The following is a 22,097-nucleotide window of genomic DNA, read 5'->3' on the forward strand; positions in this document are numbered from 1 at the left end:
GCTCATGGCTCAAGGCTCCCTAGGAGACGTCTTGCCAGGAAATGTAGGGCGACGCTGCCCGCGAGGCAAATCACGCTGACGGCGGCGATACCCAGGGCGGGTACGGCACCGCCGTTCAGGACCGACACGACCGGGCCAAGCCCGCCGACGGCCATCACCGCGATGGCAATGCCGTTTAGGTAGGTCGCGGACAGTTTCGTGCGCTCATTGTGAACGAGGCTCATCGCCGCCGCTACCCGCTCAGAAGATCAGATGCGCCGCCAGCAGCGCCGCGATCACCCACAGCGCCCAGGTGAGGCCGCGATTGCCGCGCCCCTCCGCCCGGCCGATCGCCTCCACCGTCTCCGGGGCGAGCGCGAGGCCGTCGCGGGTCGAGCGGTCCAGCTGGCTGGCGATGCGCTGGCCCTGGGCGATCAGGTCCGGCAGCGCCTGCAGACCGCGGCCGACCGCCTGCAGCCCGTGCGCCGCCTCCTCCAGCTTGCCCGCCGGGCCGAGATTGCGCTCGATCCAGGCTCGCACCACCGGCTCGGCGGTGCGCCACATGTTGAGGTCCGGGTCGAGGGTGCGCGCGACGCCCTCCACCACCACCATGGTCTTCTGCAGCAGCAGCAGTTCCGGCCGCGTCTTCATGTCGAACAGCGCGGTCACCTCGAACAGCAACGTCAGCAGCTTCGCCATCGAGATTTCGCTGGCGCTGCGCGAGTGGATCGGCTCGCCGATGGCACGGATCGCCTGGGCGAAATCCTCCACCGAATGGTGCATCGGCACGTAGCCGGCCTCGAAATGCACCTCGGCGGTGCGGATCCAGTTGCGGGTGATGAAGCCGTAGAGAATCTCGGCGAGGAAGCGCCGCTCCTTCACCCCCAGCCGGCCCATGATGCCGCAATCCACCGCCACCAGCCGCCCCTCGGCGTCGATGAACAGGTTGCCCGGATGCATGTCGGCATGGAAGAAGCCGTCGCGCAGCGCGTGGCGCAGGAAGGACTGCATCAGGATGCGGCCCAGCTCCGGCAGGTCGTGGCCGGCGGCGCGCAGCCCTTCCATGTCGTTCAGCTTGATGCCGTCGATCCATTCGGTGGTCAGCACCTCGCGGCCGGTGCGGTCCCAGTCGACCGCCGGCACGCGGAAATCGGTCTCGGCGGCGGTGTTCTGCGCCAGTTCGGACAGCGCGGCCGCCTCCAGCCGCAGGTCCATCTCCATCGCCACCGACCGGGCCAGCGTATCGACGATGGCGACGAGGCGCAGCCGCTGCCCTTCCGGCGAGGCCCGCTCGCCGATCCGCGCGGCGCGGTAAAAGGAAGACAGGTCGGCGTGGAATCGCGCCTGCACGTCCGGCCGCAGCACCTTCACCGCCACCTGGCGCGGCGTCCCCTCGGCCTCGCGCGTCTCGCCCTGGTGCACCTGGGCGATGGAGGCGGCGGCGATCGGCGGGCCGAGCGCGGCGTAGACGGCCGCGACCGGCCGGTCGAGCGTGCGGGCGATCGCCGCCTCCGCCACGCCCTGCGGGAAGGCCGGCATGCGGTCCTGCAGCACTTCGAGGTCGCGCGCCATCTCGACGCCGACCACGTCCGGCCGCGTCGCCAGGAACTGGCCGAGCTTTACATAGGACGGCCCGAGCCGGGAAAGCGCCGCACCCAGCGCCGCGGCGCTGGAACGCCCGTCGCGCCGCTCGATCAGCCGAGCGAGGCGGAACAGAGGTTCGGTGCCCGGCGGCAAGATATCGGGATCGACGCGGGCGAGCACGCCCTCGCGCGCCATCACATAGCCCGCACGGGCGAGCCTCAGCATGTCTCCGAGAAAAGTGGCCACGATATATCCAGATCCTCGCGCTCAGATCCTCGCGCCGCTGTGCAGGCAGACGATGCCGCCCGTCAGCGGGGTCCATCCGACGCGCCTCAGCCCGGCCTCGCGCATCATCTGGGCGAACAGCTCCGGCGCCGGAAAGCGGCGGATCGATTCGACGAGATACTGGTAGGATTCGGCATCCCCGGTCACGAAGCGGCCCATCGGCGGGATCGCCTTGAACGAATAGGTGTCGTAGATCGCATCGAGACCGGGCACGTCGACGCGCGAGAACTCCAGCACGAAGCAGTGCCCGCCGGGCTTCAGCACCCGGCGCATCTCGGCAAGCGCCTTGTCCATGCGCGGCACGTTGCGGATGCCGAAGGCGATGGAGGCGGCGTCGAAGGACTTGTCCGGGAAGGGCAGTTCCTCGGCATTGGCCTCGACGAACTCCACCTTCTCGGCATGGCCGAGGCGCGCGGCGCGCTCGCGCCCGACCCCGAGCATGCCGCCATTGATGTCGGCCACCACCGCGCTGGTGCCGGCGCCGCCGGCCTCGACGGTGCGGAACGACACGTCGCCGGTGCCGCCGGCCACATCCAGCAGGCGGAACGGCCGCGCGTTCTTCGGCGGACGGATGCGCGAGACCAGCAGGTCCTTCCACACCCGGTGCAGGCCAAGCGACATCAGGTCGTTCATCACATCGTAGCGACGGGCGACCGAGTGGAACACCTCATCGACCATGCGCTGCTTGTCGCCGAGCGGCACGGTGCGGAAGCCGAAATGGGTATCGGCGGTGGAATCGGGCCGGGCCGGGGAAGCGGCCGTGTCGGCGGCGTCCTGCGGGGCGACATCCTGCGGAATCGCGTCCTGCGCGCTGCTGCCTGCGGTCATCCTGCCCTCGCGATTGCGTTCGGTTCAAACCCTGCGCGAACCGAAGCGTGGCGGGACCATAACCGAGCCGTTCCCGCCCGACCAGACGGCGAGCCATGCAAGCGCCACATGCAGCGGCGGCGGAAACGCCACGAAAGGCTCAGATGACACGCACCAGCGTGCCGACGCGCACGCGGTTATAGAGGTCGATCACATCGTCGTTGCGCATGCGGATGCAGCCGGACGACACCGCCTGGCCGATGCTGTCCGCCTCGTTGGTGCCGTGGATGCGGTAAAGCGTGCTGCCGAGATACAGCGCGCGGGCGCCGAGCGGATTTTCCGGCCCGCCCTCCATCCGCTCCGGCAGGCCGGGACGGCGGGCATGCATTTCCGGCGGCGGCGTCCAGCTCGGCCATTCGGCCTTGCGGCTGATGCGCTCGGCCCCGCTCCAGGCGAAACCCTCGCGACCCACGCCGATGCCGTATCGCAGCGCCCGGCCGCCGCCCTGCACCAGATAAAGGAAGCGCGCCCCGGTATCGATAATGACGGTGCCGGGAGAATCGGTCGTCACATAAGGCACGTACTGGCGGTTATACTCGGTGTTGACGCCCCGCCCGCCGCCGCTCTGATAGACCGGCGCCGGCGCGTTCTCGTCGAAATGCCCGCCGCCTGCGCCACCGGCCGGCTCGCGGGGTCGGGAGGAGAACACCGCGTAATTGCCGTCGTCTATGCCGTAGAAGCTGCCGCCATAGGTGCGGGAACTCTGCGCCGCCGCCGGCGACGGCAGCAGCGCGCCGGCCAGGGCGGCGATCAGCGCCGCCAGGACCATGCCGGAGGCGATGGCGACCGCCACCGGCGCGCCAGCTATACGCCGGCCGGCCCGCGCGGGACGCCGTCCACCCGTCTGCAAACCACGCATGCGAAGGCTCCGGCGCTACCGTTCCACTGCCCCCATCTTTCGCCACGCATGGTTAACGCCCAGTTATGTACGGTGCCGATCAGGCCGGGCAGCGTACATAGACCATGTTCCCGTAGCGCCCCTGGACCTCGGGATCGAGCCACTTCAGCACCAGGATCTGGCCGTCGAAACGCACGACCTCGCGGTCCGCCTGCGAGCCCGGCGGCTCGTCGGGCAGGCCGATATAGGTCGGGCCCGGCGCCACCTGCTTGGAGACCAGCTCGGAGGGCGTCGACTGATCGGCGAGATACATCATGAAGCCGCCATTCGGGCCGGCGCTGATCACGTAGGGCTGGCGGCATCCCTGCCGGGCCTGCGCCTCGGTACGAGCGGCGTCCTCCGGCCGGTGATAGGCGGCCAGGCCCCATTTGCCGACCAGCTGCTGGGCGGTGATCGGCGAGGTATAGCGCGGCATGGCCGGCTCGATGGGCGCCGGGGCCTGGGGCGCGCTGGCACAGGCGGCGACCAGCGCAGCTACCGCGGCGATGAGGGACAGACGCACGAAACGACGAGACAGCTTCATCGAGCACTCCGGGACGGGCAGATGCCGGTCGGAAGACCAGCGACCAGGCGAACCCCGGCCGCAAAAGTGAACGGGATACCCCCTCCCCGCATCGGGCTTTACGCGAGGGTCGGGAAGACACAATAGTGCGCCCGCTTCGCCCCGTCGACGTTAACTGAGCCACACTACGAGAGAATTCCATTGGTTTCCCCCTTGATCCGTCCGGCCCGCAACTCCGATGGCGACGCCATCGCCGCGCTGATCGCCGGCGCTTTCGCCGAGTATGAGGGCTGCATCTTCGACCGTGCCGCCGAGTTTCCCGAGCTCGACGCCATCGCCAGCCATTTCGCCGCGCGTGGCGGCGCCATATGGGTGGCGGCCGATGGCGAGGCGATCATCGGCTCGCTTGCCGCGGCGCCGATGCGGGCCGACGGTCCGCCCGCGGGCACCGTGGAGATCACCAAGGTCTATGTCGCCCGTGCCGCACGCCGCCGCGGCGTTGCCCGCGCGCTGATGGGCGAGGCGCTCGCCTTCGCCCGCGACCGCGGCGCGCCCGAGCTCAGGCTGTGGACCGACACACGCTTCCTGGATGCCCATCGCTTCTATGAGAGCCTCGGCTTCGTCCGCCTGCCCGGTGCCCGCGCGCTCGGCGACCTCTCCGACACCTCCGAATACCCCTATCGCCTGCCGCTGGCCGGCACCTGAACGCCCGCCGAGCCGGAACATCGGCAACGGACCCGTTCACCTTTCCGCTCGCATCGTCTAAATCACCGCCGCGAGGCCGCGCGCGGCCCGCGCCGGCCCGATTCGCCTGGCCGGCACGAGACGATCCTTCGCCGGCCGGAGCGCGCTCCCGTGCCGGCGCGTCTTGGCGGGACGGTCCGCCGCGTGAGCCTCGACAGATGACCCGCCCTGCCAGCGAACCGGCCGCCCGACCTGCCTCCATCGCCGCCGGCCCCGCCGTGCTGGCGATCGCCGGCATCTTTCTCCTGTCCGTCATGGACGGGCTGATCAAATTCGTCGCCGAGACCCATTCGACGCCGCAAGTGGCACTGATGCGCTATCTCGCCGGCGGCGCCATCGCCTATCTGGTGTTCGCGGCGCTGCGCACGCCGCTGCCCGACCGCGCGACGCTGCGGCCGCACGCCTGGCGCTCGGTGGTGGTGGTGGCGACCGCCCTCACCTTCTTCTACGCCCTCGCCACCCTGCCGCTGGCGGTGGTGCTGGCACTGTCCTTCACCTCGCCGATCTTCATCGCCCTGTTCGCCGGGCTGATCCTGGGCGAGCGACCCGGCCGGCCGGTGATCGTCGCCATCGTGCTGGGCTTCGTCGGCGTGCTGGTCGTGCTCTGGCATGAGATGGCCGTCGGTGGCGCCGGCGAGGCGAGCAAGCTCGGCATCGCCGCCGCGCTCATCTCCGCCGTCACTTATGCGCTCTCCATGGTGGTGCTGAAGAGCCGCGCCGCCCGCGACCCGCTGGCCACGATCGTCCTGCTGCAGAACGCCTTCCCGGCGCTGCTGATCGCGCCGCTCGGCCTGCTGGCCTGGACGAGCACCAGCTGGACCGAGCTGGTGGTGATGCTCGCCATCGGCGCGCTCGGCACCGGCGGCCATCTCTGCCTCGCTTCGGCCTATCGCAGCGAGGAGGCCAGCCGGCTCGGCGTCTTCGAGTACACCTCCTTCGTCTGGGCCATCGCCATCGGCTTCTTCGCCTTCGGGGAAGTGCCGGGCATCGGCACCCTGATCGGGGCCGGGCTGATCATCGGCGGCGCGCTGCTCGCCTCGCGGCGGCGGCGGCGCTCGCCGGAGCCGGAAGTCGACATCGGTCCTTGACGCTCCCGCGCGGCCGAACTTTACCGGCCGGCGCCGGACAATGGGGTGGACGCCCGGACCCCACCGGCTAATTTGTCGGGCAGCCGGACCCATCCTCCGACCCGGAGACTTTCCATGCCCGCCGCCCATCGCCCGCCCCTGCTCGCCCGGCTTGCCGCAGGAATCGCCTCGCTGCTGGCAGCGCCGTCGCTGGCCGGCCTGTTGCTGGCCGGCCTCGCCGCAACGGCCCCGGCCCGTGCCGCCGAGCCGATCCGCATCGGCGAGCTCAACAGCTACAAGGCGCAGCCGGCCTTCCTCGAGCCCTATCGCAAGGGCATGGAACTCGCCATCGACCAGATCAACGCCGCCGGCGGCATCGGGGGGCGCCCGCTGGAGCTGATCACCCGCGACGATGGCGGCAATCCCGGCGATGCGGTGCGCGTCGCCGAGGACCTCGTCACCCGCGAGAAGGTCGACGTGCTCACCGGCACCTTCCTGTCCAATGTCGGCCTCGCGGTGGCCGGCTTCGCCGACAAGCGCAAGGTGTTCTTCCTTGCCTCCGAGCCGCTGACCGACAAGATCACCTGGGCGGAGGGCAACCGCTACACCTTCCGCCTGCGCGCCTCCACCTATATGCAGGTGGCGATGCTGATGCCGCATGCGGTGAAGGCCGACAAGAAGCGCTGGGCGCTGGTCTATCCCAATTACGAATACGGCCAGTCGGCCGCCGCCACCTTCAAGACGCTGCTGAAGGCCGCGCAGCCGGACGTCGAATTCGTCGCCGAGCAGGCCACCCCGTTCGGCAAGCTCGACGCCGGGGCGGTGGCGCAGGCGCTGGCCGATGCCAGGCCCGACGCGGTGTTCAACGTGCTGTTCGCGGCCGACCTCGCCAAATTCGTGCGCGAGGCCAACAGCCGCGGCACGCTGGACGGCACCTTCGTCGTCAGCCTGCTGTCGGGCGAGCCGGAATATCTCGACCCGATGAAGGACGAGGCGCCGCAGGGCTGGGTCGCCACCGGCTATCCCTGGTACGCCATCGGCACGCCGGAGCACAAAGCCTTCCTCGACGCCTACCAGGCGAAATATGGCGAGCCGCCGCGCCTCGGCTCGGTGGTGGGCTACACCGCCATCTTGTCGCTCGGCGAAGGGTTGAAGAAGGCCGGCGGGGCGGAGACCGAAAAGCTGGTCGAGGCGTTCAAGGGGCTGCCGGTCACCGGGCCGTTCGGGCCGTTCACCTATCGCGCCAGCGACCACCAGGCGACCATGGGCGCCTTCGTCGGCACGCTCGGGCTCAAGGACGGCAAGGGCGTGATGCTCGAGCCGGTCTATGTCGACGGCGCCAGCGTGCTGCCTTCCGACGCCGAGGTGGAGAAGCTGCGGCCGAGGCGCGATTGAGCAACTGACAACCGGCGCTTTCGCCCCCGGCCTCCTCCCGGGGTTCCTGCTTTTTTCTCTCCCCGCCGGGGAGAGTTGGCCCGCGCGGCGGGTCGGTGAGGGATACGCCGCGGCGGGGCGTATCCCTCACCCCATCCCTCTCCGTCGACGTCGGATGCCTCGGATGTCGACCTCGACAGTGGCGAAACCCGGCAACAGCCGAGCCTCGCGCGCCGGGAGAGGGGGCCGTTCGATAGTCGGATGGGCTCAGGATCGGGACGCTCCCGCCAAGCCCCGCATGAACCCCAAGGAGGCCCGCGTGGCGCTCGACGCACTGGCGTTCCAGATGATCAACGGGCTGGCTTCGGCTTCCGGCCTGTTCTTCGTCGCCGCCGGCCTATCGATCATCTTCGGCGTCACCCGCATCGTGAACATGGCGCATGGCGCCTTCTACATGCTGGGCCTCTATCTCGCGGTGACGCTGAGCGACCACCTGCCCGGCTCGCTCGGCTATTGGGGCGGGCTGCTCCTGGCCGCGCTCGCCATCGGCCTGCTCGGCGCGGCGGTGGAGGTGCTGCTGCTCCGGCGAATCTACCGCGTGCCGGAGCTGTACCAGCTCGTCGCCACCTTCGCCCTCGCCCTCATCCTCAACGATGCCGCCCTGTGGCTGTGGGGACCGGAGGACCTGCTCGGCCCACGCGCGCCGGGACTGAAGGGCTCGATCGAGCTCATCGGCCGGCGGCTGCCGGAATATGACGTCTTCCTCGCCTTTGCCGGCCCGGCGGTGCTGCTGGCGCTGCATCTGCTGATGAAGCGCACCCGCTTCGGCCGCACCGTCCGCGCCGCGACGCAGGACCGCGAGATGGTGGCGGCGCTCGGGATCAACGAAGCGCTGCTGTTCACCGCCGTCTTCGCGCTCGGTGCCTTCCTCGCCGGCCTCGGCGGCGCACTGCAGACCGCGCGCGAGCCCGCCAACCTCAATCTCGACCTCACCGTGCTCGGCGATGCTTTCGTGGTGGTGGTGATCGGCGGCATGGGCTCGATCTCCGGCGCCTATCTCGCCGCGGTGCTGGTGGCGCTGGTGAAGGCGCTGTGCATCGCGCTGGGCACCGTCGAGATCGCCGGGCTGGCGTTCAACATGTCGAAGCTGACGCTGGTCGCCGAGTTCCTGGTGATGGCGCTGGTGCTGGTCCTGCGGCCGCAAGGGCTGTTCGGCCGTCCGCAGGCCGTCCCGGCACGGGCAGCGGCCAGCGAGGCGCCGCTGCGTCCCTCAGGCGGCACCGGCCGCGCGTTCGCCCTTGCCGCGCTGGTCCTCGCCCTAGCGGTGCCGGCTCTCGCCACCGTCTGGGCGTATGCGCCGGTACTGGCGTTGGATATGCTCGTCGCCGTCACTTTCGCCGCCTCGCTGCACCTGCTGATGGGGCCGGGCGGCATGGCCTCGTTCGGCCACGCCGCCTATTTCGGCCTCGGCGCCTATGGCACCGCGCTGGCAGCGACCGGGCTCGGCCTGCCGACCCTGCCCGCCTTCGCCGTCGGCATCCTCGCCGCCGGCGCCGAAGCGCTGCTGTTCGGCTGGTTCTGCGTGCGGCTCGAAGGCGTCTATCTCGCCATGCTCACCCTCGCCTTCGCGCAGATCGTCTGGTCGGTGGTATTCCAATGGGAGGAGGTCACCGGCGGCTCGAACGGGCTGATCGGCATCTGGCCGGATTGGCCGTTCGACAGCCGCACCGGGCTCCATCTCGCCGCGCTCGCCGTCACCCTTGCGGGGCTTTACCTCATTCGCCGGTTGATCTTCGCTCCCTTCGGCCATGCGTTGCGCGCCGGGCGCGACGCGCGGATGCGGGCGGAGGCTTCGGGCATCGACGTCGCCCGCATCCGCTGGCTGGCCTTCACCGCCTCGGGAATGCTCGCCGGCGCGGCAGGCGGGCTCTACGCCTTCGCCAAGGGCTCGATCTCGCCGGAGACGCTGGCGGTCGGGCGCTCCATCGATGCGCTGGTCATGGTGCTGCTCGGCGGGCTCGCCGGCCCGACCGGGCCGGTGCTCGGCGCCGGCGCCTTCACCCTGCTGCAGGACACGGTGATGCGCGAGACCGATTACTGGCGCGCCCTGCTCGGTGCGCTGATCCTCGCCCTGGTGCTGCTGTTTCCCGGCGGCATCGCCGGCGGCCTCTCGCGCCTGTTCGCCGGCAGGAGGCCCGCCCGATGACCGCGCCACCCGTGCTCAGCGTCGGCGATCTTGCGAAAGCCTATGGCGGCGTGCAGGCACTGGACGGCGTCAGCTTCGACGTCCATGCCGGCGAATTGCTGGCGTTGATCGGCCCCAACGGCGCCGGCAAGTCGACCTGCTTCAACGTGGTGAACGGCCAGATCCGCCCCGATGCCGGCACCGTGCGCCTCGGGGGCCGCGACATCACCGGCCTGCCGCCGCGCGCCATCGCCCGGCTCGGCGTCGGCCGCACCTTCCAGATCGCCGCCGTCTTCGCCTCGCTCACCGTGCGGGCCAATGTCGAGACCGCCCTTCTCGCCTCGCGCGGCGGCAGCTTCGGCCTGTGGCGCCCGCAGGACGGGCAGGCACGCGCGGAAGCGCTCGATCTTCTCGCCCAGACCGGGCTCGCGGCTCTCGCCGAACGTCCCGCCGCCGGCCTCGCCTATGGCGACGTCAAGCGGCTGGAGCTGGCCATCGCGCTCGCCGGCTCGCCCCGCCTGCTGCTGATGGACGAGCCGACCGCCGGCATGGGCGCGCATGAGCGCCTGGCGCTGATCGGCCTGGTGCGGCGGCTCGCCGCGGCGCGCGCGCTCGCCGTGCTGTTCACCGAGCATTCCATGGATGTGGTGTTCGGCCATGCCAGCCGCGTGATCGTGCTGGCACGCGGCCGGGTGATCGCCGATGGCAGCGTCGAGGAAATCCGGGCCGATCCGCAGGTGCGCGCGGTCTATCTCGGGCGGGCGGCGGCACCGGGGAAGCAGGGGTCATGAGCGCACCGCTCCTTGAGATCGAGGGCCTCGACGCCTGGTACGGTCCGGCGCAGGCGCTGTTTGGCCTCTCGCTCACCGTCGCGCGCGGCGAGGCGGTGGCGCTGATCGGCCGCAACGGCGCCGGCAAGAGCACCAGCCTGAAGGCGGCGATGGGGCTGGTCCGCCGCCGTGCCCGCCGCCTTGCCCTCGACGGTGCCGATATTTCCGCCTTGACGACCTATCGCATCGCCCGCCTCGGCGTCGGCTATGTTCCCGAGGACCGCCGCATCTTCACCGATCTGACGATGGAGGAGAATATCGGCCTCGCCCGCCGCCCTGGCCGCGACGGCACCGACCGCTGGCCGCTGGAACGGCTCTTCGCCCTGTTCCCCAACCTCGCCGATCTGCGCGAGCGCCGCGGCGGCGCCATGTCCGGGGGCGAGCAGCAGATGCTGGCCGTGGCGCGCACCCTGGTCGGCAACCCGGAATTGCTGCTGCTCGATGAGCCCTCCGAGGGCGTGGCGCCGATCATCGTCGAGCAGATGACCGCTGCCCTGCGCGAGTTGAAGGCGACCGGCCTTTCCATCCTGCTGTCGGAGCAGAACGTCGCGCTCTGCGAGGAACTCTGCGACCGGGCTTATCGCATCGACCAGGGCGAGCTGCGGTGGAGCGGCCCGATGGCTGCCGCCCGGCTGACGGCGGAGTGATCGCGCCCCGCTTCACCCGCGGGGAGCAAAGCCGGAGAGCAGGCCGCTATAGGCCTTCGCCCGCGGCGCGGCATAGGCGCCGACCTTGGAGGTGGCGAGGCCGACACGCACCAGCCCTTCCATCAGCGCCACCGCGCAGGCGACGCCGTCGATCACCGGCACGCCGTGCTCCTCGCCGAGCGCACGGGCAAGATCGGCCATGCCGGCGCACCCCAGCACCACCACCTCGGCATGGTCCTCGCGCACCGCCCGGCCGATCTCCGCCGATATGCGGGCACGGGCATCGGAAGCCGGGTCCTCCAGCTCCAGCACCGCGACATCGGAGGCGCGTACCCGCACGCAGCGCCGCGACAGGCCATAGCGCTCGAGATTGGCCTCGATCACCGGCACCGAGCGCGACAGCGTCGTCACCACGCCGAAGCGGTGGCCGATCAGGCTCGCCATGTGGAAGCCGGCCTCGCCGATGCCGATCACCGGCGCGCGGGCGAGCGCGCGGGCGGCGTCGACACCGGTATCGTCGAAGCAGGCGACGATATGGCCGTCGACCACCTCGGCCTCGGCATGCGCCACCGCGTCGATAAGGCCGGGAAGCGCGAGGGCATCGTCGTAATAGCCCTCGATGGAGGCCGGCCCCATCTGCGAGGTCGCCGGCAGGATCGTGGTCCCGTCCGAGGCCACCAGCCGGGCGGCGGCGGCGATCTTGTCGGTCATCGAGGCGGTGGTGTTCGGATTGACGAGATGGAGGCGCACGTTTCGGAGTACCGGCAAAAAGGGAGAGGGAAAGCGCCGACCATCTCATGCCCGCGCCGCCGCCGCCAGCGACACGCGCATCGTTTGCCACACCGCGGCGACCGCGTCAGCTTCGGCCGCCACACCGCTGGCCGGAGAGCGGGCGACGCGCGAGGCCGGCCGCCGACGCGGCGCCAAGGCAGCGCCCTGAGGGGCAAGGGCGGCTTTCCTTAACCCGTGCCGTAGGCTAGAATTTGAACTTGGATCCCCTTGAATTCATTACCAGGTTTGGCCGGTGCTCAAGATCGCCTTCCTTCTCGTCGGCGCTGACGCTTTCCGTGCGCGCTGGTATGTGCTGCCCGCCCTCGGCATCGTGCTGTTCGTGCTTGCCAGCCTTCTGGCGCTCGACGCTTCCGACGGAATCACCCTGGTGACCAAGGAGGCCATGGGCGCAGTCTTCGTCGTCAACGGCCTGCTCGCCCTCTACGTGTTCGCCGCGCTGCCGAGAGAGGGATCGCGCTACATCACCCTCATCAAGGCCGCCGCACTTGTGTTGCTCGGCGCGCTGATTCTCGATTTCCCCATCGAGACCCGGATCGCCATCGCCTGGCTGTTCGGCCTCGCCTTCGCCATTGACGGATTGGGGCGCATCGCCACTGCGGTGGTGGTGCGGTTTTCCGGCTGGCCGGTGCTGGCCGCGAGCGGGGTGGTCGAGCTCCTGCTCGCCTTGCTGATCGTCACCGAGTGGCCGTTGTCGCACAACAAGAACATCCCGTTCTGCATCGCGCTGCTGCTCGGGCTGTGGGGATGGCTGCTGGTGCGGTTCGGCCTGATGCTGCGCACGCTGGAGGACGAAGCCTCGGCGATGAACCTGCCGATCTTCGCCGGGCGCGGCTGGTATCAGAACGCGCCGGTGCTGATCGGCGCCGCCGGCCGGGCCAGGGTCGAACACCCGATGATCGTGCATGTCTGGACGCCGGTGGGCTCGGCCTACCAGCCGGAACGCCGTCTGCTCGTCGATCGCTACATTGCCGCGGTGGACGGGCATGGGGTCATTTCCACCGGCCATGCCGCTTTGGAAATGCAGCCCGACGTCTATATCAGCCATTACCCGGCACAGGAGATCGAGCGTTCGAGCGGCGATTTCATCGCCTCGCTGCGCGGCACGGCGGAAAACGACCTGAAAGGCCGCTTCCAGCCCTCCTACGAGTATGAATCGAACTGGTGGTGCCCAGCCGACCAGAATGTCGAGTTCCGCAATTTCGACCCGCGCCGGCTCAGGGCGTTCTGGGTCGGCTACCGGCAGGACGATACCTACAACCTCACCAACCGCAATTGCTCCGTGGTGGTGGCCGAGGCGCTCGACGCCGCGCTGGAAGGGTCGCTCGCCAGCAGATATCCGTGGGTGCGGCTGGTGCGCCTGCTCGCCAACCCCGATCTATGGACCGCCGCCCTGCTGCGCAGCCGCGCCAGCTCAATGACCTGGACGCCCGGCCTGGTGCTCGACTATGCCCGCACCCTCGCCCGCCTGACCGAGGCGCACGAGACGGAATGGACCGACCGCTTCAAGCTGTTCCTGCAGCGGCTGCGCCCACACCGGTCTCCCGCAGCCGCCATGACGCCGGCCGCTCGAGCCGAGCCACCGTCGGCCTGACCGGCCGCAGCCGCCACCGCCTTCTCCTGCCCAGCTGTCGATGGATGCAGGAAACTGGCTGAGAACCCAGCGTAGCGGGAACCGCTCCCCACCTGCATCCCTGTTTACCGGAGATCCGACGACTACGGCTCGCCGTACCGCGTCTGGATGCCGATGCCTTTGCCGAACTCGATCGCCTGCTGGACCGCATGGAACGTTCAGGCGCCGGCGGGCAGGATTGGGTCACATGTCACCGCGAGTTTCACGAATCTATCTGTACGCTCGCCAAAAGGCCGAAGCTGCTGCGCCAGATCATGTCGCTGCACGTCACCATCGAGCCCCATCTGCGGATCTGGTCCCATCACGCGGCCAAGCCGCTGACCGCCCGCGAAGAACATCAGTCCATCGTCGATAGCCTGCGCGCCGGCGACCCGGCCGCCGCTGAAGCGGTGATGATCGATCCTCGGCTCCTCCGGCTCCGGCAAGTCGACCATGCTGCGCTGCCTCAACCTGCTGGAAACACCGGATTCGGGCACGCTGAGCGCGGTCGGTGAAACGCCGCATTTCCGGCGGGACGCGCGCGGCCAGCCGGAGAAGATCGACCACCGCCGGGTGGAACGGCTGCGGCGCTCGGTCGGCATGGTATTCAAGAATTTCAATCTCTGGTCCCACATGACGGTGCTGGAGAATGTGATCGAAACAAGAAGAATGCGTTCGACCCCAGCCTGTTGGTGGCGAACCAAGCGGCGCGCTTCGCCCGGGACCACAACATCATCACGCGCGGCATGAACGACACGCTGAGCCTCTGCCCGCCGCTCATCATCACCGAGGCGGAGATCGACGAATTGATGCTTCGCATCGAACGCGCGTTGGACGATACACGCGACTGGGCGCTCGGCGCCGGCCTGATGGCGTGAGAGGGAGTATGACCATGCGCGATTTCGAGAAACCCGGACGCTCCCGCGTCGTCGCCCGCGAGGCCATGGCAGCCACGTCCCATCCCTCGGCGACGCTGGCCGCCATCCGCATGCTGGAAGCCGGCGGCAACGCGCTCGATGCCGCCATCGCCGCCTGCGCCGTGCAATGCGTGGTCGAGCCGGGCTCGACCGGCATTGGCGGCGACTGCTTCGCGCTGCTCGCCGGCGAGGACGGCAGGGTGCATGCCTATAACGGCTCCGGCCGAACACCGGCGGCGCTCACCGCCGCGCATCTGCGTGCGCAGGGCCTGGCGCAGATTCCACGCCAGTCGCCGCATGCCGTCACCGTGCCCGGCGCGGTCGACGCCTGGACCCGGCTGCATGCCGATCACGGTCGGCTGCCCTTCGCCGATCTGCTCTCCCCCGCCATCCATCTGGCGGGCCAGGGCTACGCCGTCGCCGAGCGGGTGCATTACGACTGGGGCCGCGAGGCGGCGCTGCTCGCCGGCGATGCCAATGCCGCGCGGGTGTTCCTGCCGGGCGGCCGCCCGCCGGCGGTCGGCGAGGTGCATCGCCAGCCGGAACTCGCCGCCACGCTGGAGATTCTCGGCCGCGAAGGCCGCGACGGCTTCTATCGCGGCGCGGTGGCGCAGGACATCGTCACCTATCTGCGCGGCCTCGGCGGGCTGCACACGCTGGAGGATTTCGCCGAGGCGGCCGGCGAGTATGTCACCCCGATCCATGCCGGCTTCCGCGGTCATGAGGTGTATGAGTGCCCGCCCAACGGCCAGGGCGTCATCGCGCTGATGATCCTCAACATTCTCGCGCGCTTCCCGGCCGCGGGCGACCCGCTGGCGGCCGATCGCCTGCATGTCGAGATCGAGGCGACCCGGCTCGCCTATGCGGCGCGCGACCGTTTCCTCGCCGACCCCGCGCAGGCCGGCGTGCCGGTCGACTATCTGCTCTCCGATGCGCTGGCCGACGAACTCGCCGGCCGCATCCGGCTGGACCGGGCGCTGGCCGCCATGCCCGCCTTCGCCGCCGGCGAGCATCGCGACACCGTCTATATCTGCGTCGTCGACCGCGACGGCACGTGCGCCAGCTTCATCAACTCGATCTTCCATCCATATGGCGCCGGGCTGCTGGCGCCGCGCTCGGGCGTGCTGCTGCATAATCGCGGCCAGAGCTTCGTGCTGGAGCAGGGCCATCCCAACGAACTGGCGCCGCGCAAGCGTCCCATGCACACCATCATACCCGGCATGGTGCTGAAGGACGGCAAGCCGGTCATGCCCTTCGGCGTCATGGGCGGCCACTACCAGGCGATGGGCCATGCGCATTTCCTCTCCAAGGTGCTGGATTTCGGCCTCGGGCTGCAGGAGGCCATCGACCTGCCGCGCCTGTTCCCGCTGCCCGGCACGTCGAGCGTCGAGGCGGAGGACACTTTCCCGGCGGCGACCATCGCCGAGCTGCGGCGGCGCGGCTTCGAGATCGTGCCCTCCGGCCGACCGATCGGCGGCGCCCAGGCCATCCGCCTCGACCGCGCCAACGGCACGCTCACCGGCGCCTCCGATCCCCGAAAGGACGGCTGCGCCTTGGGCGTGTGAACGCACGGCGAGCCTGCGCGCGGCCGACACTGGCGCCCGCCCCAGAGCAGGCGTTCGCATGCCTTGGGACGACGCCCGATAAGCGCGTCCTTTTGCAGCGATGCGGCGCATAGGTGGCTCAAGCCGCCGCCCCCGCATTTCTGCAGTGATCTCAGCTCGTTGGCACTCCATCCCGGGGAGTGACAAAATTTCTCAAGCGGCCTCTTGAACAAGCCAGCGGACGTTCCTAGCTCGATTTCCGCTCGTCGCATGCACGCGGCGAGTTCATGACATCGCTGCTCTGCATCAGGAGGATCTGCATGTATTTCCGCCCGCTGCACGACCGTGTCGTCGTGCGCCGCATCGACGCCCTCGAGAAGACCGCCGGCGGCATCATCATCCCCGACACCGCCAAGGAGAAGCCGCAGGAGGGCGAAGTCGTCGCTGTCGGACCCGGCGCACGCGAGGAGGCCGGCAAGCGGGTGCCGCCCGACGTGAAGGCCGGGGACCGCGTGCTGTTCGGCAAATGGTCCGGCACCGAGGTGAAGATCGATGGCGAGGACGTCCTCATCATGAAGGAGAGCGACATTCTCGGCGTGATCGACCGGAGCGAGACGGCCCGCAAGGCCGCCTGAACGATATCCCTTTAAATCGAAGCCGTCGCAATCCCAGGAAGGAGGACAGGATCATGGCTGCCAAGGAAGTGAAGTTCTCGTCGGAGGCGCGCGAGAAGATGCTGCGCGGCGTGGACACGCTTGCCAATGCGGTCAAGGTGACGCTTGGCCCGAAGGGCAGGAACGTCGTCATCGAGAAGAGCTTCGGCGCCCCGCGCATCACCAAGGACGGCGTGACGGTCGCCAAGGAGATCGAGCTCGAGGACAAGTTCGAGAACATGGGCGCCCAGATGGTGCGCGAAGTGGCCTCGAAGACCAACGACCTCGCCGGCGACGGCACCACCACCGCCACCGTGCTCGCCCAGTCCATCGTCAAGGAAGGTGCCAAGGCGGTGGCCGCCGGCATGAACCCGATGGACCTGAAGCGCGGCATCGACCTCGCGGTCCAGGCAGTGGTCGCGGATCTCAAGAGCCGGGCGCGCAAGGTGACGCGCAATGACGAGATCGCCCAGGTCGGCACCATCTCCGCCAATGGTGACACCGAGATCGGCCGCTTCCTTGCCGAGGCGATGCAGAAGGTCGGCAATGAGGGCGTGATCACCGTCGAGGAAGCCAAGACCGCCGCCACCGAGCTGGAGGTGGTCGAGGGCATGCAGTTCGACCGCGGCTATCTTTCTCCTTACTTCGTGACGAACACCGAGAAGATGCGGGTCGAGCTCGAGGATCCCTACATCCTGATCTTCGACAAGAAGCTCTCCGGCCTGCAGGCCATGCTGCCGCTGCTCGAATCGGTGGTGCAGACCTCGCGTCCGCTGGTCATCATCGCCGAGGACGTCGAGGGCGAAGCCCTTGCGACCCTCGTGGTCAACAAGCTGCGCGGCGGCCTGAAGGTCGCGGCGGTGAAGGCGCCCGGCTTCGGCGACCGCCGCAAGGCCATGCTCGAGGACATCGCCATCCTCACCGGGGGTCAGGTCATCTCCGAGGACCTCGGCATCAAGCTGGAAAACGTCACTCTCGCCCAGCTCGGCCGCGCCAAGAAGGTGGTGATCGAGAAGGAGAACACCACGATCGTCGACGGCAACGGCGCCAAGGCCGACATCGACGCCCGCGTCGCGCAGATCAAAGCGCAGATCGAGGAGACCACTTCGGACTACGACCGCGAGAAGCTGCAGGAGCGCCTGGCCAAGCTCGCGGGCGGCGTCGCGGTGATCCGCGTCGGCGGCGCCACCGAGATCGAGGTGAAGGAGAAGAAGGACCGCGTCGACGACGCGCTGCATGCCACCCGCGCGGCCGTCGAGGAAGGCATCCTGCCGGGCGGCGGCGTTGCCCTGCTGCGGGCGCTCAAGGCGATCGATGCCGTTGCGCCGGCCAATGAGGACCAGAAGGCCGGTGTCGCCATCGTCCGCCGTGCCATTCAGACGCCGGCGCGACAGATCGCCACCAATGCCGGCGAGGATGGCTCGGTGATCGTCGGCAAGCTGCTGGAGACAGACGACTACAACTGGGGCTACAACGCCGCGACCGGCACCTACCAGGATCTTGTCGCCAACGGCGTCATCGACCCGGCGAAGGTCGTGCGCACCGCGCTGCAGGATGCGGCCTCTGTCGCCTCGCTGCTGATCACGACCGAGGCTCTCGTCGCCGAGAAGCCGAAGAAGGAAGCGGCGCCTGCCATTCCCGCCGGCACGGGCATGGATTTCTGACAGGGCGGGGCCCGGAGGCGATCCGGGCCCGCTGCCAGCCCGACCAAACTCCCGCTTGCTGCCCGCTCGCCTTGAACAAGGCTCGCGACTTATGATCAACCGAGATGGAGGCTCCCGCTCCCGGATCGTGAACGGGTGGCTCCCACGACGAGGGACGGGCCATGCCGACAGGGTGGCCGCAGCACCTCTCCGACGCATGCTCATTGTCAACGCTTTGCTCAGACGAGGAGGTTTTGCCGATGAAGATCGCCCAGATCGCCCCGCTCGCGGAATGCTGCCCGCCACGGCTCTATGGCGGCACTGAGCGTATCGTGTCCTATCTCACCGAGGAACTGGTCCGGCAGGGCCACGAGGTCACGCTGTTCGCCAGCGGCGATTCCAGGACCAAGGCCGAGCTGGTGCCCTGCTGTGACATGGCGCTCAGGCTCAATCCGCAGGTCAGGGATCCGCTGCCCTATCACATGATGATGCTGGAGGAGGTGCGACGGCGCGCCGACGAATTCGACGTGCTGCACTTCCACGTCGATTTCCTGCACTACCCGCTCGCCAGCACCTTCGCCGACCGCATGGTGACGACGCTTCACGGCCGTCTGGACCTGCCGGACCTCAAGCCCTTCTATTCCGCCTTCCCGCACTATCCGCTCGTCTCCATCTCGGATGACCAGCGCCGCCCCATGCCGCCGGTGCATTGGGCCGGCACCGTGCACCACGGCTTGCCGAAGGACATCCTGCCCTTCACCGGGAACCCGCAAGGCGATTATCTCGCCTTTCTCGGTCGCATTTCGCCGGAGAAGCGGCCCGACCGCGCCATCGAGATCGCCGCCCGTGCCGGCATGACGCTCAAGATCGCCGCCAAGGTGGATAAGGCGGATCAGGCCTATTGGGACGAGGTGATCAGCCCGATGGTGGTGCGACATTCCAATGTCGAATTCATCGGCGAGATCAACGAGCAGCAGAAGGCGGACTTCCTCGGCAACGCTCGCGCACTGCTCTTCCCGATTGACTGGCCGGAGCCGTTCGGGCTGGTCATGGTCGAGGCCATGGCCTGCGGCACGCCGGTGATCGCCTTCCGTCAGGGCTCGGTGCCGGAGGTGATCGACGACGGCGTCACCGGCTTCATCGTGAGCGACCTCGACGAGGCAGTGGCGGCAGTGCGTTCGGTTGACAAGCTCGACCGTGCCGAGGTGCGCGCCACCTTTGAGGAACGCTTCACCGCCGAACGCATGGCGCTCGATTATCTCGCCATCTATCGTGATCTTCCCAGCCAGCGCCGCGCTGCCATGCGCATTCCCGTCGTGGCGAGCACCACCGCCAACGGACTGGCCGACGGCATGGAATTGCGGGCTGTCGCCTGAGCGGGGAGGTCCTCATGCACGGCATGACCAGTGCGGAAGCGGTCATACATGCGCCGGCCCCAAGCGGGCCGGGCACGTCGTCGGCCCAGTTCTTCATTCCGGCCGCGGCCTCGCTGCAGGAGCGACGGCCACGCACGCTCAAGCACGGCGACACCTTCGCCGTGTTCGACCATAATGGCGATGCGCTTTCCGGCCCGGGCAGCCCGGAGGGCCTCTATCATCGCGACACGCGCTATCTCTCGCACCTCTACCTCACCATCGCCGGTCAGCGGCCGATGCTGCTGTCCTCAACCCTGCGCGACGACAATGTGACGCTGACCTGCGATCTCACCAATCCGGACCTGTTCGATGCCGAGGGCCGCATGGTGCTGGAGCACGACCTCCTGCACCTGCGCCGCTCGCGCTTTCTGTGGAACGGCGCCTGCCATGAGCGCATCGCCCTCCGCAACTTCGACGACCGTCCGCGACGGGTGCGGATCGACATCGCCTTCGCCGCCGACTTTGCCGACCTGTTCGAGGTGCGCGGCACGCAGCGGGCGCGGCGCGGCACGCTGCAACCGCCGGAGGTTGCGCAGGACCGGGTCAAGCTCGCCTATACCGGCCTCGATGGGCATCGGCGGGAGACCACGCTGCGCTTCGATCCGCCGCCGCAGGAGCTCATGGCCGATCGCGCGACATTCGTCCTGGACCTTGCTCCGCGCGAGGCCAGCACGCTCGTGCTGGAGATCGCCTGCGACGGCGTCGCCGACGAGCCGGCGCGTCACACTTTCCTACGTGCGCTGAGGGATGCGCGCCGCGCGCTGCGCTCGTCCGCCTCGCGCGCAACGGCGATCATCACGTCGAACGACATCTTCAACGAGGCGGTGCGCCGCTCCGTGTCCGACCTTTACATGCTGGTCACCGACACTCCGGAGGGACCTTATCCTTACGCCGGCATACCGTGGTTCAGCACGGTCTTCGGCCGTGACGCGCTGATCACCGCGCTGGAGACCCTGTGGCTGGACCCGGCCATCGCGCGAGGCGTGCTCCAGCATCTCGCCGCCAACCAGGCGAGCGAGTTCGACCCGGAGGCCGATGCCGAACCCGGCAAGATCCTGCACGAGGTACGCCATGGCGAGATGGCGGAGCTGAGGGAGGTGCCGTTCCGCCGCTACTATGGCAGCGTCGATTCCACCCCGCTCTTCGTCATGCTCGCCGGCGCCTATCTGGAACGCACCGGTGATTTCGTCACGCTGCGCCGGCTCTGGCCGAGCATCGAGGCGGCGCTCGACTGGATGGAGAACCATGGCGACCGCGACGGCGACGGGTTCATCGAATATGGGCGGCAGACCGAGGAGGGACTGATCAATCAGGGCTGGAAGGACAGCCATGACTCCGTCTTCCACGCCGACGGCACATTGGCGCGCGGGCCGATCGCTCTCGCCGAGGTGCAGGCCTATGCCTATGGCGCCTGGCGGGCCGCCGCCGACATTGCCCGCACCTTGGCGAACCCCGAGCGCGCGGCCAGGTTCGACCGGCGTGGCGAGGCGCTGCGCGCGGCCTTTGACGCCGCCTTCTTCGACCCGGCGCTCGGCACCTATGTGCTGGCGCTGGATGGCGAGAAGCGACCATGCCGCGTCAGCAGCTCAAATGCCGGCCATGCGCTGTTCACCGGCATCGCCCTGCCGGAGCGGGCAGCCACAGTGGCGAGCACGCTGATGGGACCATCGCTGTTCTGCGGCTGGGGCGTGCGTACCATCGCCAGCAGCGAGGCGCGCTACAATCCGATGAGCTATCACAACGGCTCGGTCTGGCCGCATGACAACGCGCTGATCGCTGCCGGCCTCGCCCGCTATGGCTTCAAGCATGAGGCGGCGCGGATCTTCGAGGGCCTGTTCGCCGCCTCGACCTATATCGACATGCGCCGCCTGCCGGAACTGTTCTGCGGCTTCGCCCGCCAACAGAGACGTGGGCCGACCTTCTATCCGGTCGCCTGCATGCCGCAGGCCTGGGCGGCGGCGGCCCCGCTCTCCATGCTGCAGGCCTGCCTCGGTCTCGGCTTCGACCCGGGGCGGGTGCATGTCACCTTCGACGAACCGACGCTGCCGGACTTCCTGAGCGAGGTCACGCTGCGCAACCTGCGTCTCGAGGGTGGATCTGCCGACGTCGCGCTCCGACGCTCCGGCGCCAAGGTGGTGGTCGATGTGCTCAACCGCCGCGGCCCGTTGCGTGTGCTCACGACGAGCTGAGCACGGGCCGGCGCGCGCGGAAGGCGCGCCGGCCCGTGCGCGACGAACTCGACCACACGCGACGACGGGGCCGCCGGCCTTAACGGCCGATGCCGGATGAGACCTCGGTAACGAGGACGATTTTCTCGGACGACGACCGGCGTGCGGTCGCGGCGCTTGAGGATCGGCTCTTCGAACCGGATCTCGGAGTGGAGGGCCATGGCGACGCCCACCACCGCGCAGGTCATGAATTTATGGCGCACGGTGAACTGGATGACCGCGCGTGATCAGCGCGAAGTCGACCACCCAGAAGATGTTGCCGGCATATTCGCCGGCGGCGGAGGCGGCGAAGCCGACCGGCATCAGGCCGATGATGGTCACCAGCGTGCCCGAG

General features: G+C 69.0%; 20 protein-coding genes and 2 pseudogenes. 15 read left to right on the forward strand and 7 right to left on the reverse strand.

Annotation, left to right across the window (positions count from 1 at the left end; translation table 11 throughout):
* Positions 1–2 precede the first annotated feature (2 nt).
* The 5 genes from J2X65_RS16835 to J2X65_RS16855 all read right to left on the reverse strand — a co-directional run bounded on the left by J2X65_RS16835 (position 3) and on the right by J2X65_RS16855 (position 4,136).
* The gene (locus J2X65_RS16835; protein WP_310203094.1) at positions 3–224 is read right to left on the reverse strand and encodes an amino acid transporter; all 222 of its coding nucleotides are present in this window, start codon (positions 222–224) and stop codon (positions 3–5) included.
* Positions 225–240: 16 nt separating this feature from the next.
* Positions 241–1,809: a 2-polyprenylphenol 6-hydroxylase gene (ubiB, locus tag J2X65_RS16840; RefSeq protein ID WP_404977737.1), complete on the reverse strand. Its 1,569-nt coding sequence runs from the start codon at positions 1,807–1,809 to the stop codon at positions 241–243.
* A 21-nt stretch (positions 1,810–1,830) separates the two neighbouring features.
* The gene (ubiE, locus tag J2X65_RS16845; RefSeq protein ID WP_310203095.1) at positions 1,831–2,676 is read right to left on the reverse strand and encodes a bifunctional demethylmenaquinone methyltransferase/2-methoxy-6-polyprenyl-1,4-benzoquinol methylase UbiE; all 846 of its coding nucleotides are present in this window, start codon (positions 2,674–2,676) and stop codon (positions 1,831–1,833) included.
* 139 nt (positions 2,677–2,815) lie between these two features.
* Complete coding sequence (locus J2X65_RS16850; protein WP_310203097.1) at positions 2,816–3,574, reverse strand: L,D-transpeptidase; 759 nt, start codon at positions 3,572–3,574, stop codon at positions 2,816–2,818.
* Positions 3,575–3,653: 79 nt separating this feature from the next.
* Positions 3,654–4,136 (reverse strand): hypothetical protein, encoded by a 483-nt coding sequence (locus J2X65_RS16855; protein ID WP_310203099.1) that lies wholly within the window; start codon positions 4,134–4,136, stop codon positions 3,654–3,656.
* A gap of 192 nt (positions 4,137–4,328) precedes the next feature.
* Here J2X65_RS16855 and J2X65_RS16860 point away from each other — a divergent pair, with 192 nt between their 5' ends.
* The 6 genes from J2X65_RS16860 to J2X65_RS16885 all read left to right on the forward strand — a co-directional run bounded on the left by J2X65_RS16860 (position 4,329) and on the right by J2X65_RS16885 (position 10,962).
* Entirely contained in the window at positions 4,329–4,820 is a 492-nt protein-coding gene (locus J2X65_RS16860; RefSeq protein ID WP_310203101.1) for a GNAT family N-acetyltransferase, read from the forward strand.
* A 197-nt stretch (positions 4,821–5,017) separates the two neighbouring features.
* Positions 5,018–5,947, forward strand: coding sequence for a DMT family transporter (locus tag J2X65_RS16865; RefSeq protein ID WP_310203102.1), 930 nt, complete (start codon positions 5,018–5,020; stop codon positions 5,945–5,947).
* A gap of 114 nt (positions 5,948–6,061) precedes the next feature.
* Complete coding sequence (locus J2X65_RS16870; protein WP_310203104.1) at positions 6,062–7,321, forward strand: ABC transporter substrate-binding protein; 1,260 nt, start codon at positions 6,062–6,064, stop codon at positions 7,319–7,321.
* 277 nt (positions 7,322–7,598) lie between these two features.
* Positions 7,599–9,506: an ABC transporter permease gene (locus J2X65_RS16875; RefSeq protein ID WP_310203106.1), complete on the forward strand. Its 1,908-nt coding sequence runs from the start codon at positions 7,599–7,601 to the stop codon at positions 9,504–9,506.
* Entirely contained in the window at positions 9,503–10,276 is a 774-nt protein-coding gene (locus J2X65_RS16880) for an ABC transporter ATP-binding protein (RefSeq protein WP_310203107.1), read from the forward strand. The genes J2X65_RS16875 and J2X65_RS16880 overlap by 4 nt, the downstream gene beginning before the upstream one ends.
* Positions 10,273–10,962, forward strand: a complete 690-nt coding sequence (locus J2X65_RS16885) for an ABC transporter ATP-binding protein (RefSeq protein ID WP_310203109.1) — start codon at positions 10,273–10,275, stop codon at positions 10,960–10,962. Before J2X65_RS16880 ends, J2X65_RS16885 begins: the two co-directional genes overlap by 4 nt.
* 12 nt (positions 10,963–10,974) lie before the next feature.
* Here the strand turns inward: J2X65_RS16885 and J2X65_RS16890 are convergent, their stop codons facing one another.
* Positions 10,975–11,712 carry an aspartate/glutamate racemase family protein gene (locus J2X65_RS16890; RefSeq protein ID WP_310203111.1) on the reverse strand — a complete coding sequence of 246 codons (738 nt, stop codon included), beginning with the start codon at positions 11,710–11,712 and terminating at the stop codon, positions 10,975–10,977.
* A gap of 274 nt (positions 11,713–11,986) precedes the next feature.
* On the opposite strand from J2X65_RS16890, the gene J2X65_RS16895 reads away from it, so the two are divergent.
* The 9 genes and pseudogenes from J2X65_RS16895 (at position 11,987) to J2X65_RS16935 (ending at position 21,724) form a co-directional block, all read left to right on the forward strand.
* Positions 11,987–13,345, forward strand: a complete 1,359-nt coding sequence (locus J2X65_RS16895) for a protease (RefSeq protein ID WP_310203113.1) — start codon at positions 11,987–11,989, stop codon at positions 13,343–13,345.
* A gap of 179 nt (positions 13,346–13,524) precedes the next feature.
* A complete protein-coding gene (locus J2X65_RS26995; RefSeq protein WP_404977741.1) occupies positions 13,525–13,878 on the forward strand; it encodes an FCD domain-containing protein in 354 nt (117 codons plus the stop codon).
* Positions 13,781–14,023 (forward strand): annotated as a pseudogene (locus J2X65_RS16905) (ATP-binding cassette domain-containing protein); the annotation flags it as partial. The gene J2X65_RS26995 and the pseudogene J2X65_RS16905, both read left to right, overlap by 98 nt.
* Positions 14,024–14,109: 86 nt before the next feature.
* The gene (locus tag J2X65_RS16910) at positions 14,110–14,241 is read left to right on the forward strand and encodes a hypothetical protein (protein WP_310203119.1); all 132 of its coding nucleotides are present in this window, start codon (positions 14,110–14,112) and stop codon (positions 14,239–14,241) included.
* Positions 14,242–14,255: 14 nt separating this feature from the next.
* The gene (gene ggt / locus J2X65_RS16915; protein ID WP_310203148.1) at positions 14,256–15,845 is read left to right on the forward strand and encodes a gamma-glutamyltransferase; all 1,590 of its coding nucleotides are present in this window, start codon (positions 14,256–14,258) and stop codon (positions 15,843–15,845) included.
* A gap of 299 nt (positions 15,846–16,144) precedes the next feature.
* Complete coding sequence (gene groES / locus J2X65_RS16920; protein WP_310203122.1) at positions 16,145–16,459, forward strand: co-chaperone GroES; 315 nt, start codon at positions 16,145–16,147, stop codon at positions 16,457–16,459.
* 53 nt (positions 16,460–16,512) lie between these two features.
* Complete coding sequence (gene groL / locus J2X65_RS16925) at positions 16,513–18,141, forward strand: chaperonin GroEL (protein WP_310203125.1); 1,629 nt, start codon at positions 16,513–16,515, stop codon at positions 18,139–18,141.
* A gap of 239 nt (positions 18,142–18,380) precedes the next feature.
* Entirely contained in the window at positions 18,381–19,496 is a 1,116-nt protein-coding gene (locus tag J2X65_RS16930; RefSeq protein ID WP_310203127.1) for a glycosyltransferase family 4 protein, read from the forward strand.
* 23 nt (positions 19,497–19,519) lie between these two features.
* On the forward strand, positions 19,520–21,724 hold the full coding sequence (locus J2X65_RS16935; protein WP_310203150.1) for an amylo-alpha-1,6-glucosidase: 2,205 nt from the start codon (positions 19,520–19,522) through the stop codon (positions 21,722–21,724).
* Positions 21,725–21,915: 191 nt separating this feature from the next.
* On the opposite strand, the pseudogene J2X65_RS16940 reads toward J2X65_RS16935, so the two are convergent.
* Positions 21,916–22,097: pseudogene (locus tag J2X65_RS16940) on the reverse strand (hypothetical protein); the annotation flags it as partial.

This window comes from Ancylobacter sp. 3268, assembly GCF_031456575.1.
In the GTDB taxonomy this organism is placed as follows: domain Bacteria; phylum Pseudomonadota; class Alphaproteobacteria; order Rhizobiales; family Xanthobacteraceae; genus Ancylobacter.

Excerpts from the sequence above, each read along its gene's own strand:
- J2X65_RS16835 (WP_310203094.1), bottom strand. The coding sequence starts at position 224 with ATGAGCCTCGTTCACAATGAGCGCACGAAACTGTCCGCGACCTACCTA.
- ubiE (WP_310203095.1), bottom strand. The coding sequence starts at position 2,676 with ATGACCGCAGGCAGCAGCGCGCAGGACGCGATTCCGCAGGATGTCGCC.
- J2X65_RS16850 (WP_310203097.1), bottom strand. The coding sequence starts at position 3,574 with ATGCGTGGTTTGCAGACGGGTGGACGGCGTCCCGCGCGGGCCGGCCGG.
- J2X65_RS16855 (WP_310203099.1), bottom strand. The coding sequence starts at position 4,136 with ATGAAGCTGTCTCGTCGTTTCGTGCGTCTGTCCCTCATCGCCGCGGTA.
- J2X65_RS16865 (WP_310203102.1), top strand. The coding sequence starts at position 5,018 with ATGACCCGCCCTGCCAGCGAACCGGCCGCCCGACCTGCCTCCATCGCC.
- J2X65_RS16870 (WP_310203104.1), top strand. The coding sequence starts at position 6,062 with ATGCCCGCCGCCCATCGCCCGCCCCTGCTCGCCCGGCTTGCCGCAGGA.
- J2X65_RS16875 (WP_310203106.1), top strand. The coding sequence starts at position 7,599 with ATGAACCCCAAGGAGGCCCGCGTGGCGCTCGACGCACTGGCGTTCCAG.
- J2X65_RS16880 (WP_310203107.1), top strand. The coding sequence starts at position 9,503 with ATGACCGCGCCACCCGTGCTCAGCGTCGGCGATCTTGCGAAAGCCTAT.
- J2X65_RS16885 (WP_310203109.1), top strand. The coding sequence starts at position 10,273 with ATGAGCGCACCGCTCCTTGAGATCGAGGGCCTCGACGCCTGGTACGGT.
- J2X65_RS16910 (WP_310203119.1), top strand. The coding sequence starts at position 14,110 with ATGAACGACACGCTGAGCCTCTGCCCGCCGCTCATCATCACCGAGGCG.
- ggt (WP_310203148.1), top strand. The coding sequence starts at position 14,256 with ATGCGCGATTTCGAGAAACCCGGACGCTCCCGCGTCGTCGCCCGCGAG.
- groES (WP_310203122.1), top strand. The coding sequence starts at position 16,145 with ATGTATTTCCGCCCGCTGCACGACCGTGTCGTCGTGCGCCGCATCGAC.
- groL (WP_310203125.1), top strand. The coding sequence starts at position 16,513 with ATGGCTGCCAAGGAAGTGAAGTTCTCGTCGGAGGCGCGCGAGAAGATG.
- J2X65_RS16930 (WP_310203127.1), top strand. The coding sequence starts at position 18,381 with ATGAAGATCGCCCAGATCGCCCCGCTCGCGGAATGCTGCCCGCCACGG.
- J2X65_RS16935 (WP_310203150.1), top strand. The coding sequence starts at position 19,520 with ATGACCAGTGCGGAAGCGGTCATACATGCGCCGGCCCCAAGCGGGCCG.